The sequence below is a fragment of the Pseudomonas sp. P7779 genome (genome assembly GCF_013386315.1).
Lineage (GTDB): Bacteria > Pseudomonadota > Gammaproteobacteria > Pseudomonadales > Pseudomonadaceae > Aquipseudomonas.
The window spans coordinates 1-12,201 of sequence record NZ_JACARZ010000120.1 but is presented as its reverse complement, the minus strand read 5'-3'; the positions used below and the strand labels follow the sequence as shown (position 1 = coordinate 12,201).

Annotated in this window: 10 protein-coding genes; 5 read left to right on the top strand and 5 right to left on the bottom strand. The window is 62.5% G+C overall.

The genetic code is table 11. From position 1 onward, the window contains the following. Positions 1-76 precede the first annotated feature (76 nt). On the top strand, positions 77-937 hold the full coding sequence (locus HX869_RS28000; RefSeq protein WP_177022660.1) for an alpha/beta fold hydrolase: 861 nt from the start codon (positions 77-79) through the stop codon (positions 935-937). On the opposite strand, the gene HX869_RS27995 is transcribed toward HX869_RS28000, so the two are convergent. The 5 genes from HX869_RS27995 to HX869_RS27975 all read right to left on the bottom strand — a co-directional run bounded on the left by HX869_RS27995 (position 904) and on the right by HX869_RS27975 (position 6,806). After that, the gene (locus HX869_RS27995; protein ID WP_177123623.1) at positions 904-1,626 is read right to left on the bottom strand and encodes a L,D-transpeptidase; all 723 of its coding nucleotides are present in this window, start codon (positions 1,624-1,626) and stop codon (positions 904-906) included. The two genes, HX869_RS28000 and HX869_RS27995, sit on opposite strands and share 34 nt — an antisense overlap. A gap of 83 nt (positions 1,627-1,709) precedes the next feature. Further along, positions 1,710-2,471 (bottom strand): M15 family metallopeptidase, encoded by a 762-nt coding sequence (locus HX869_RS27990; protein ID WP_178903988.1) that lies wholly within the window; start codon positions 2,469-2,471, stop codon positions 1,710-1,712. A gap of 67 nt (positions 2,472-2,538) precedes the next feature. After that, positions 2,539-4,059, bottom strand: coding sequence for a glycosyltransferase family 39 protein (locus HX869_RS27985; RefSeq protein WP_178903987.1), 1,521 nt, complete (start codon positions 4,057-4,059; stop codon positions 2,539-2,541). 59 nt (positions 4,060-4,118) lie between these two features. Further along, complete coding sequence (gene arnT / locus HX869_RS27980; RefSeq protein ID WP_178903986.1) at positions 4,119-5,774, bottom strand: lipid IV(A) 4-amino-4-deoxy-L-arabinosyltransferase; 1,656 nt, start codon at positions 5,772-5,774, stop codon at positions 4,119-4,121. A 348-nt stretch (positions 5,775-6,122) separates the two neighbouring features. Further along, entirely contained in the window at positions 6,123-6,806 is a 684-nt protein-coding gene (locus tag HX869_RS27975) for a histidine phosphatase family protein (protein WP_178903985.1), read from the bottom strand. 347 nt (positions 6,807-7,153) lie between these two features. On the opposite strand from HX869_RS27975, the gene HX869_RS27970 reads away from it, so the two are divergent. The 4 genes from HX869_RS27970 to HX869_RS27955 all read left to right on the top strand — a co-directional run. Beyond that, positions 7,154-7,822, top strand: coding sequence for an ABC transporter ATP-binding protein (locus HX869_RS27970; protein WP_178903984.1), 669 nt, complete (start codon positions 7,154-7,156; stop codon positions 7,820-7,822). Position 7,823: 1 nt separating this feature from the next. After that, positions 7,824-10,298: an FtsX-like permease family protein gene (locus HX869_RS27965; protein ID WP_178903983.1), complete on the top strand. Its 2,475-nt coding sequence runs from the start codon at positions 7,824-7,826 to the stop codon at positions 10,296-10,298. Next, a complete protein-coding gene (locus HX869_RS27960) occupies positions 10,288-11,352 on the top strand; it encodes a lipocalin-like domain-containing protein (protein ID WP_178903982.1) in 1,065 nt (354 codons plus the stop codon). The genes HX869_RS27965 and HX869_RS27960 overlap by 11 nt, the downstream gene beginning before the upstream one ends. Positions 11,353-11,495: 143 nt before the next feature. Beyond that, positions 11,496-12,201, top strand: a 706-nt coding sequence (locus HX869_RS27955; protein ID WP_178903981.1) for a hypothetical protein, incomplete at its 3' end; no start/stop codon positions are given.

The following is a 12,201-nucleotide window of genomic DNA, read 5'->3' as shown; positions in this document are numbered from 1 at the left end:
ACATTTGGATCGTGTCCACCTTTGATTTTGCTGTTGCTACACCACACTCAATCCTTTCACTTATTGAGAAACCTCCATGCCGACCTCTTTCACCGAACTGCCAGTGATCCAGGGCCAACCACTGGAAATCCGCCCCAACCGTCACCTGAGCATCACCCATCACGCGGGCACCACCCAACCCGACACGGTAGTGTTCTTCTGCCACGGCGCCGGCGGCAACAAGGACCAGTGGCGCCACCAATGGCAATCCCTGAAAACCCAAGGCTACAGTCTGGTCGCCTGGGACCTGCTCGGTCACGGCGCCAGCGCAAAACCCCGCAACCCAGAGGCCTACGCCTGGCCCGAACTGGTCGCCGACTACCTGGAAATCCTCAAGCGCTACGGCGGTTCCCGCAACCTCATCGTCGCCCACTCCTTCGGCACTGGCCTGACCCTGAGCGCCTTGCTGGCCAAACCCGCGATCCCCATCGAAGCCGTATTGCTGCTGGGCACCCGACTCCACAGCATCAGCCGGAGCGGCGGCCTGATGCGTCTACCCGCATGGCTCCTGGAATGGCTGCGCCCACTGCTGGCCAAAGGTTTCCGCCAGGCCGCATGGAACGCCAAGGCCGACCCCGCACTGGTCGCCTACGAAGAAAAACTCACCGAGCGCAACCCGCTGTACATGTTCAAGGCCCTGATGAAAAACGTCCAATGGCCAGACGCCAATGCACTGCTCACCCTGACCCTGCCCGTGAGTGTGCTGGCCGGCGACACCGACGGCCTGACCCCGGCCAGCGGCGGCGAAGCACTCGCCCGGCATTTGCCCAATGCCGAGTATCAGTTGTTGCCCGAATGCGGCCACCAACTCATGCTGGAAAAACCCGATGAGGTATTGGCCGCATTTCAGCGCCTGCTGTCAGCTCAGCGGGACGGCAGTTTCCAGCGCTCACGGTAGAGGTCGTACTGCGCGGCGGGCAGTTGCACCAGCAGCGGGTTTTCTCGCGGGTCCAGCCAGGCAAACAACGCCTGGATATTCACCGGGTCCATCGCCGTGCAGCCCAATGTTCCCGAACTGACGCTGCGCCAGATATGCAGGAAAATACACGAGCCGCCGTTGGCCAAAGCCGGTGTGTTGTGCTCGACAAAAATCCCCTGGCGGTACAGCTGGTCCTTGCGCAGCATCCGCTCGGAACTGGTCCAGTCCTTGTTCACCGCCGAGCTGTCCACCAGGGTGTTGTAATGGCTGGACTGGCTGTCATCCACGCATTCGCGGGTGGCGGTACTGGCCGCGTAAGGCAAGCGGGTGTCAGCGGTGGGAGCGTAGCCGAAGGCACCGCCGAGTTTGAAGATGCCGGCCGGGGCCTTGCCATCGCCTTCATGCTTGAGGGGCTGCTGGTCGGGGGTGGGCGTCGTAAGGCCGGTGCCCCACGCCATGCCGTTTTTACCGACCACGATGGCAAAGGGTTCGCCGACTTTCTCAAAGCCTTGCCCATGCCGCTCATAGCGTTGTGCGGTGCCCTGGAGGGCGTTCCAGTCCGGGGTGGTGACCACGATCAGTTGCCGGCTGTCGTCGGGGATTTGCGCGAGTGCCACGTTTGAAAGCAGCGTCAGCAGCGCCGCGCAGGTTTTGATGAGCGTGTTCAACGTCGTTCAGTCCTTGAAAAGAGGGAAACCTCAAACGCTAGTTTTTGCCCCGGGCTTTATCAAGCTGAAGCTGTGTTGTGATGTTACCGCTGCGGTTCGATAGGGAAGTCCATCGGCTCGGCCCGCACCGGATTGCGGCTGTAGGTGAAGTGCCACCATTCGCCGGCATAACCGGTAAAGCCTTCCTTGGCCATCGCAGCGCTCAACCGTTGGCGATTCTGGCGTGCCGCCTGGCTGATGTGGGAGCTGTTGGTGTGGGCCATTTCGTCGAAGCAATCAAAACCGGTGCCCATGTCCAGGCCGCCATCGGGCAAGCGTCGACCGTAACCGGCGGCGCAATCCACCGCCGCGGTGTCGGCGTTCCAGGCCTGGGCTGGCAGTGCATCGGGGCCGGTCAGGGTCACGTCCACTGCCGCCCCCCGGGAGTGGTTGGAAACCTTGGCCACATAGCCCAGGCGCCAGAAATCCTGCTTGTTCACCCGGGGGTAGAACTCGGCCTTGGCCGGATCCCCCGGCAGGCTGGCGAAGCGGCCCATGTTCGCCACGGCACGGCTGGGACGATAGCAGTCGAAGACCTTCAAGCCGTAACCCTGCCTGGCCAACTCGGCCTGGACCCGTACCAGTGCCTTTGCCGCGTCGGCAGACAGCACGCATTCGGCTGCGTTGTAGCCGTCCAGCGGCGCTCCGGTGAAGTTGTGGGGGCTGGCGTAGCGAATGTCCTGGGCGATGCTCGGGTCGAGGCTGCGCAGGTAAACCATGTTGGCCGGCATCGGCGTGTCTGCCGCTACCGGCGTGGCGAGCACGATCAGGCTCAGGGCGGCAACTGCGGGGAAAGAGTAGGGCATGGCGGGCCGGGCTCGGACGGTGGCTTAAGCGCGCCACACTAGCAATGCCCGCCCCATGCCGCCAGTGCTACGGCGCGGCGTTGGGCACAAATGCCACGCTGCCACCGTCACGCTTGTGGAACAACCGTTCACCATTGTCCGGCTGGGTAGTGATGACCTGATGATCGTTGCCCAGGTAGGCCAGCGGCGTCGGGTCATCCTTGGTGGACTGCGCGACAATAATTGTGCGCTTGGGATCAAAGGTGCGGCCGCTGGTTTTTTCCAGCCAGCCCATGAACGCCGCACTGTCGCCCTGGCGCGGGAAGTCCTGGGTTTCGGCAACGTAGTAGAACGGCGTCCCGTGATTTTGCAGGTACATCGGTACCTTGTTGTCGACTTCCACCATCACCATCTGCCACGCGTTCCATGGCGCGCTTTTCACTGCTTGCGCTTGAACGTCCTCGGCGAAACGGGTCACGCCGCCATTGCCATTGGTCCACGGATACACCACCCCGAGTACCAACAGCATCACCCCCGCAGCGATGCCGAACCCACGGTACCAACCCCGGCCGACCGTGCCTTTGCGGGCGATACGCTCACTGACCCACCACGCCGCCAGCAACTGCGCGAACGGCACCAGCGGCAGCACGTAGTAACTGCGCCGGCTGCCACTGGCGGTGAAGAACACAAACAGCAGGCCCAGCCCCCACACCAGCCAGCGGGTGTTGGGCGGGGTGTCGCGCCAATGCCGCACGGCGAGCCACAGGCCCAGCACCCAGCACGGCGCCCAGGGCAAGGTGTAGGCCGGCAGGTAGATCAGGTAGGTGTAGATCGGACCCATATGGTCGAACGGGTCGAAGAAGCGCACCACGTTTTCCCGGAACACCAGTTCCAGGCCGCTTGCACCGTAGGTCGGTGCGCCGTAGAGGTGGGACAGCACAAACGGGATCGCGTAGAACGCCCCGGCAATGATCACGGCCAGCACCAGCCGCAGGTTGAGGTGGCGTTTGTAGCGCTGTTCGCTGAGCAAGTGCGGCAACAGCACCAGGCCCGGCAGTACAAAGCCGATCAAACCCTTGAACAGTGATGTCGCCGCCAGTAACAGGAAGAACACCGTGTAGCGCCCCAGCCGCGTATCGTCCGGCCCGCGCCAATACCACCAGACGGCGGCGAGCACGCCGCATACGGTCAGCACGTCCGCCGTGGCCACCCGGGCCCAGAAGAGGAAGTAGAAGGTGGTCGCGAGCATCCAGCCGGCAATCAGGCCGGTGCCTTTGCGGAACAGTTGCTCGCCGATCAGGTACACCAGCCAGATGCTCAGCCACGCCGAGATCACCGATGACAAGCGCAACGACCACGGCCCCAGGCCGCCCATCAGGTTGGCAAACCCGGTGATCAGCCAATACGACGGCAAGGGTTTGTCGTAGTACGGGGTGCCCTTGAGGTACGGGTCGAAGTAGTCGCCGCTTTGCAGCATCTGCAGGGTGATGTTCGCCCAGCGGGTTTCCGGGCCCCACAGGTCGCGGGCGCCCAGGCCCAGCAGTAGGATCAGGGCCGACACGCCCAGGAGCAGCAGCAGGGCGCCGCGTTCGGTTTTCCAGAAGGTCATGGAGCGGTTCCGATGTGGGATGAGTGTTTAATGGGTCACCCCACATTAGTGCCGCTGTGTTACGGCAATGGCGGGTAGATGATGATCTCCAGGTCACCCTTGTAATAACGCTTGCCCCCCAACGGCAGCTGGCCGGCTTCGCGCATTTCGCTGGTGCTCCTGACCCGCATCAGCACGCCCACCGAACCTTGCTGGCGCGCCTGCTTGAGCCAGGCTTGAACGCTGTCCAGATCCACCTTGCGGTGCATCGAGTCGGCGTATTGCAGGCCGTAGCGTAGTTCGCCTTCAGTGTTGTAGAGCGTCACTTCGGGCCGGCGCAGGCGCCATGCCAGGGCCGACGCCGATTCCAGTTCGTTGCTCAGCAGCGCTTGGGTCTTTTGGAGCTCGTCCAGGTGCTGGAGCACGAACTGGTCAGGCATCTGGTTATCTTCGACCACCGCCGGCATGCCGGCGGGCAACAGCGCCACCAGCAGGCCAATGCCCAACGCCGGCATCGCCCACAGCGCCAGTGGGCGGAAGGCCTGAAGCAGGTTGGCGAGCATCCAGCCCATCAGCACGATGAACGTCAGGGACAGGTTGAACATCTCGCTGTGGCTGTTGCCGTACAACGGCCGGTCGATTTGCAGGTAGATCAGCGTCACCATCGCCGCGAGGCCGATGCCCAGGTTGAGCAGGCCATTGACGCGCAGCGCGCGGGTGCGGGCGTTGGCCAGCAGGTCGATCAACGCATGGCCCATCAGCAGCGCCAGCGGCAGCAGGCACGGCATGATGTAGGTCGGCAGCTTGCCGTTGCTCAGGCTGAAAAAGCCCAGGGGCAGCAGCAACCACAGCGCCAGGAAGACGATGGCCGGTTGGCGCTTTTCCTTCCAGGCCTTGCACAGTGTCGCCGGCAGCAGCGCCGCCCATGGCAGGCACGACACCACCATCAGCGGCAGGTAGAACCACCAGGGACGTGCATGCTGGGCATTGTCGGAGGCGAACCGGCGGATGTGCTCGTGCCAGAAGAAGAAACGCCAGTAGTCCGGTTCCTGCAGGTGGATCGTCAGCGCCCAGGGCAGGCACACCACGGCCGCCACCAGAATCGCCAGCGGCCCGTAGCGCAGCAGTTCCCCCAGGCGACGTTGCCAGAGCATGTAAGGCAGGGCGATCAGCACCGGCAGCAACCACGCCAGGAAACCCTTGGTCATGAAACCCATGCCGCAGGCCACACCCAACAACGTCCAGCTGGCGAGGCGGGCACGGGGGGTGGAGCTGTCGAGGGCAAACCACAGCGCCGCCAGGCTCAGGTTGACCCAAAAGGTGAATTGCGGATCCAGGTTGGAATAACCGGCTTGCCCGGCCACCAGGCCGAAACTCATGTAGAGCAGCGCGCAGGCGAAGCTCTTGCGCGGGTCGTTCCACAGCCGGCGGGCGATCAGGTAGGCGAGCACGACGCTCAGGCCGGTGGTCAGGGCGGAAGCGATGCGCACGCCGAACAGGTTTTCACCGAACAACGCCTGGCCCAGTGCAATGAGCCAGTAGCCGGCTGCGGGTTTTTCGAAATAGCGCACGCCCATGAAGTGCGGTGCCACCCAGTTGCCGCTCATGAGCATTTCCTGGCTGATCTGGGCGTAGCGGGTTTCGTCAGGAATCCATAGGCCATGCAGGCCCAGTGGCAGTAGATAGAACATCACGAATGCCAGTAGTAATACGGGCAATGGTTTAAGGCGGGTCATGGCTATTGCACTCTCAAGCGGTATTGACGGTGAATCAGCGCGAGCGCTGGATCAGCCATGCGCGAGGGGTGGAAGGTGGTCGTGGTCGGGTAGAAATGCGGCACAGAACGTTATTCCTTAAACAGTCTGTTAGTGGGGGGGCGAAACTGAATATCCCTGTGCCCCAGTCAAGCTCGTTAAACGTGTGGCGTCCAATAAGTCATCGAAGGTCATCGTCATGTTGTTAACTTGTGAAAAGTTAGTGAGCTAATAATTTTTCTAAAAAAATCAATTAAAACCATAGACGATGCCACGGTCTGGCTGTCTTTTTGCTGAACGAACTTGAATGATTAAATGTTAAGAAGTGTTCTAAAGTTGTTTAAGCACGGCGGCCCAGTCCTTACTATTCAAAATACCCAGCGCCTTGAACTTGCCATCGGGCAGCAGCTTTACAAACAATGCACTGCCGTATTCAGCATGGGCAGCGTGTGAGTAGCCCAATGCCTCCTCGAAGTCGCTGATGCAGGCGCTGTGGGTGACCACCAGCAGGTTGCGGTCCGCGTGTTTATGCGGGCGCAGTTCCTCGCCGATGGCAGGGCCGCAGATGGCCAGGGGCCCGGGTGACAATTCGGCCTTGCCGAACATGAAAAGCGAGGTCTGCGCGGTACGGGTAGTGGGGCTGCTCAGTACGTCGGTGTTTTCCATGCCCAGGGTCTGGAAGGCCTTGCCCACGGCACTGGCAGACAACGAGCCGAGCGTGGTCAGGCCGTCTGACGGGCCCAGGCAAGGGTTGTTGGAGCGGTCACAGCGTTCCTCATGGCGGACCAGCACCACCAGGTCTCCGTTACGCCAGGCTTCCAGGGTTCCGGAGGTGAGCAGGCGGTGGCCCACGCCCAGGTCCAGCGGCGATCTTGGCCACCAGATGAACGCCGTTACTGCCAGGCTAATCATCACGATACCTGCCACGCCCAGCCACAGTTTGTTCAGCTGTTTTACAAATGCCCAGCGCGAGCGAGACTTGCTCAGGGTCAGGTCAACCACACTATTCACCATTGGTAACTTCCAGGCGTTAATCCGGTAACTGGCAGCGGCAAGTTAGGCAGGCGCCAAGTGAGTAGCGCTGATGCAGGAATATGCAAAAGCGTGTCACAGGGGCGCTGTCTTTTTGCTGAACATACCGATATAAAAAATTGTTCACTTGCACTAACGGGCGTTTGAAATAACCAGCCTGTTATCTGCCCATGGACGGCAATTTAAAGTGCAGCAGGTGGCAGCCGGGTGAAATCGATGTGAAAAATTTGCAGGGGGTCATGGGGCGCTCCTTTTGCCCATGGTTGTGACATAAAAATGTGACAACCGTTATTCTCCGGCTTAAGTCCAGAAGCTTGTGGGGAGGGGTGATGCTGCAGGTACAAGGGGTATTCAAGAGTTATGGCACGCCGCAGGGGCCGTTGGCCGTGCTGGCGGGTGTCGACCTGTACCTGGGAGCGCGCAGCAGCCTGGCGTTGATGGGTGAGTCGGGCAGTGGCAAAAGCACGCTGCTGCATTTGGTGGCCGGGCTCGACCAGGTCGACCGTGGCAGCATCCAGGTCGGCGACCAGCGCCTGGACCAGATGAGTGAGGCGCAACTGGCCCACTGGCGTCGCACCGAGATCGGCCTGGTGTTCCAGCAGTTCAACCTGATCGGCAGCCTGCGGGTCGAAGACAACCTGGCCTTCCAGGCGCGCCTGGCCGGGCGCCTCGATCCGGCGTGGCAAGCGCAGCTTGTGGAGCGACTCGGCCTGGGTGACTTGCTCAAGCGTTACCCCGAACAACTGTCCGGCGGCCAGCAGCAACGGGTAGCGGTAGGGCGAGCCCTGGCATCGCGCCCCGGCTTGCTGCTGGCGGACGAACCCACCGGCAACCTCGACGAAGGCACCAGCGACGAAGTGCTGCAACTGCTGCTGGACCTGCTGCGGGACAGCCCCACCAGCTTGCTGATGGTCACCCACAGCCCGCGCATCGCGGCGCGCCTTGACCAGCAGGTGGTGTTGCACCGCGGCCAGGTACTCGCTGCGGGCGCCCGCTGACATGCGGGTCTTCTATTGGACACTGCGCGCGCTGCTCAGCCATTGGCGTCGCCACCCTGTGCAATTCTTCAGTGTGCTCACTGGCCTGTGGCTGGCCACCGCGCTGTTGACCGGCGTGCAAGCCCTCAACAGCCAGGCGCGGGACAGCTACGCGCGGGCCAGCCAGCTGATCGGCGGCGAACCCCAGGCCAGCCTCAGTGCGCCGGACGGTGCCAGCTTCCCCCAGGCGCTGTTTGCCGACCTGCGCCGCGCCGGGTGGCCGGTGTCGCCGGTGGTGCAGGGCCGCGTGCAGCTCAAGGGCCATGAAGACCAGCGCCTGCAAGTGATGGGCATCGACCCGGTGTCGTTGCCCGGCGGTGGCGCGCTGGCCGGGCAGACCCTGGACCGGGCGCAGATGGTCGCGTTCTTCAACCCGCCGGGACGCACCTGGATCGCGCCGCAGACCTTGCAGTCTCTGGGCCTGAAAGAGGGCGACCAGCCGCTGACAGCTGCCGGGCTGGTGCTGCCGCCGCTGCGTGTTCAAGCGGACATGGCCCCCGGCGTCTTACTGACCGATATCGGCTTCGCCCAACCGCTGCTGGACATGCCCCAACGCCTGTCGCGGTTGCTGCTGGACAAGGCCTTTGCCGCCGCGCATCCCGCTCTGCCGCCGGAACTGGGCGCGCAACTGCAGCTCAAGCAGGCCGAGGAAAACAACCTCGCGCGCCTCACTGAAAGCTTCCATCTGAACCTCGATGCGCTGGGCTTTCTGTCCTTTGTGGTGGGCCTGTTTATCGTGCATGCCGCCATCGGCCTGGCGCTGGAGCAGCGGCGCGGCCTGCTGCGAACCTTGCGGGCGTGCGGGGTCAGTGCGCGGATGCTGATCCTCAGCCTGGCGGTGGAACTCGGTGGCCTGGCCGTGCTGGGTGGCCTGGCGGGCGTGGCCAGCGGGTACTTGCTTGCCAGCCTGTTGCTGCCGGATGTAGCCGCCAGCTTGCGCGGCCTGTATGGCGCCGAGTTGCCCGGCCAACTGAGCCTCAGCCCGCTGTGGTGGCTCAGTGGCCTGGGCCTGGGTTTGCTCGGCGCGTTGCTCGCCGGGGCCAGCAGCCTGTGGCGGGCGGCGCGTTTGCCGTTGTTGGCGCTGGCCAATGCCCAGGCCTGGCACCAGGCCCATGGGCGCTGGCTGCGACGCCAGGGCTGGGTGGCGGGTTCGGCCTTACTGGTTGCGCTGTTGGCACTGGTATTTGGCGACAGCCTGGCCAGTGGTTTTGTATTGATGGCGGCCTTGTTGCTGGGCGCTGCGCTGGGCTTGCCGGTGGTGCTCAATGGCGTGCTCAAGGCGGTATTGGGGCGCAGCCGTTCGGTGCTGGGGCAATGGTTTCTCGCCGATTGCCGCCAGCAGTTGCCGGCCCTGAGCCTGGCGCTGATGGCCTTGCTGCTGGCGTTGGCCGCCAATATCGGCGCGGGCTCGATGACCTCGGGCTTTCGCCAGACCTTCAACAACTGGCTGGAACAACGCCTGACCGCCGAGTTGTACCTCAACCCGCAAAACCCGGCCCAGGCCGAGGCGCTGCAAACCTGGCTGGTACAGCAGCCCCTGGTGCAGACAGTGCTGCCGACCTGGCAGGTTGCGGTGCAGTTGCAGGGGTGGCCGGCTGACCTGTTCGGCGTGGTCGACGACCCTACTTATCGCCAGCATTGGCCGCTGCTGGAAGCGGCGGCGAACCCATGGAGCCAGTTGTTGCAGGACGACAGCCTGATGCTCAGTGAGCAAATGGCACGCCGGCTCAAGGTGCGGCTGGGCGATGTGGTCAGCATCCCCACGCCCCAAGGTCCATGGTCGCCGAAGGTCGTGGGGATTTATGCCGACTACGGCAACCCCAAGGGCCACTTGCTGGTGAATTCGCGGCACCTGTTGCAGCACTGGCCGGGATTGTCGCCGGCGCGTTTCAACCTGCGGGTTTTGCCGGGCAACGTGCCGCCGCTGGTGCGTGCAGTACAGGAACGGTTTGCCCTCGAAGACAGCCGCATCGTCGACCAGCAGCAGCTCAAGGGCTGGTCGAGCCAGGTATTCGAACGAACTTTTGCCGCCACCGCCGCCCTTAACAGCCTGACCCTGGGCGTCGCCGGCGTGGCGTTGTTCATCAGCCTGCTGACCCAGAGCCAAAGCCGTCTTGGCCAGTTGGCCCCGCTGTGGGCGCTGGGCGTGACACGACGCCAATTGATGCTGCTCAACCTCGGCCAGACCTGGCTGCTGGCGGTGCTGACCCTGGTGCTGGCGTTGCCGCTGGGCTTGCTGCTGGCGTGGTGCCTGGACGTGGTGATCAACGTCCAGGCCTTCGGCTGGCGCCTGCCGTTGCAGGTGTTCCCGGGGCAACTGGCGCAACTGCTGGGCCTGGCGATGCTGGCCACCTTGCTGGCTTCGGCCTGGCCGTTGTGGCAGCTGTACCGCAGTCGCCCGGCGGATTTGCTGAGGACCTTTGCCAATGAAGATTAAGTACCTGTTATGGGCGACGTTCCTGCTGCTGGGCGCCTGCGACAAACCACCTGCACCTGAAGAAAGCTTCGCCGGACTGGGCAGCCAGGCCGCGGACTTTGCCCAGGTGGTGCCCGGCAAGGTCTTCAGCTTTCCCCAGGACCATGGCCCCCATGACGGCTATCGCATCGAATGGTGGTACCTCACCGCCAACCTGAAGGATGCCGAGGGCAATGCCTACGGCGTGCAATGGACGCTGTTTCGCAACGCACTCAAGGCCGGCCCGACACAACCCGGCTGGCACGACTCGACGATCTGGCTCGGCCACGCCGCCGTCACCTCGGCCACCCGCCATTACGCCAGCGAACGCTACGCCCGCGGCGGCGTGGGGCAGGCGGGGGCCCAGGCGGTGCCGTTCAATGCCTGGATCGATGACTGGAATTTCGCCACCCGCCCCGGTGCAGCCAGCCCCCTGGCGGACATGCAACTCAAGGCTGCAGGCGAGCATTTCAACTACGACCTGCACCTGACCTCCAGCCGCCCGCTGGTGCTCCAGGGGGATAACGGCTACAGCCGCAAGTCCGACCAGGGCCAGGCGTCGTACTACTACAGCCAGCCGTTTTTCCAGGCAGATGGCCGCGTGACCATCGATGGAAAATCTTACCAAGTCACCGGCAACGCCTGGCTCGATCGCGAATGGAGCAGCCAGCCCCTGACCGCCAGCCAGACTGGCTGGGACTGGTTCTCCCTGCACCTGGACAGCGGCGAGCAGCTGATGCTGTTTCGGGTGCGGCAGACAGACGGACCGTCCTACCTGACCGGCACCTGGATCGACAAAGAGGGCCACACACAGACCCTGCACAACCAGGATATTCAACTGACGCCGCTGGGCACGACTGCCATTGATGGGCGCAGCATTCCCACCCAGTGGTCATTGAAGATCCCGGGCAAACATCTGGATATCACCACGGAAGCGGTCAACCCAAAGGCCTGGATGAACCTGAGCATTCCTTACTGGGAAGGGCCGGTGAAATTTCAGGGTGGGGTGGGGTATCTGGAGATGACGGGGTATTGAGTCCGACGATTTTTTGTAGGCCTTGATTACCTGCCAGGTAGGTGATTTCCCAAATGTAATTTCAGCTGTTCCAACCCTGTGTCCGGGCCGTGTTCGCCTGCCTATATTCCTGCGCCATATCCATTACATCAGGGATGTAAGTGATGGCGCAGGGATACATCAATGACCGCACCACGGACTACCTCAGTTTGAAATCCCGGTTACTGACCGGGGCCAGTGGGCAACTCTCCGATCAATTCGACGCGTTGAACCTGCATTTGCGTCAGGCAAGCCTGGTGACGCCGGGGCAGATGGTGATCGTTCCCGATGCCTACGCTGTGGCTTGCACTACTGATGATGCATGGTTGATGCGCCATGCCCAGGAGATTCAGCGCAATCTGGAGTTGGATGCCTCGGCTGGGGCGGCGGTGATCAATAACTATGATCTATTCCAGAGTTTATTGGCTTATAGCTCGGTGGGAGTCGGCAGTTCGACGGCGGCCTGGGGGCGACACCTGGACGAGGTTCAGCGCACTCTGGAAGAAATTGAGCGTTTGCATCAACAACTCAAGGATGGAGCCTTGAATAAGAAAGCGTTTATCCAGAAGCGGCAGATGTTGTTCCGGCGCTTGGATACTCAACTTCAAGGTGCGGCGCGATTTGGCACGAGCCTGAAAACCAATAAGTCACTGAAAAAAGTACTGGGTATTTCCACCAAGAGTTATCTGCACAAGAGTGAAATCGTGGGCTACACGCAGCGGATTCGCAGCATTGCCGAGACGTCGAGGTTTTTGGGCAAGGGGACGTATGTGGGGTTGGCGTTGGATGTGGGTGTGGCGGGGTTGGAGATCAAGGAAGCATGTATGGAGG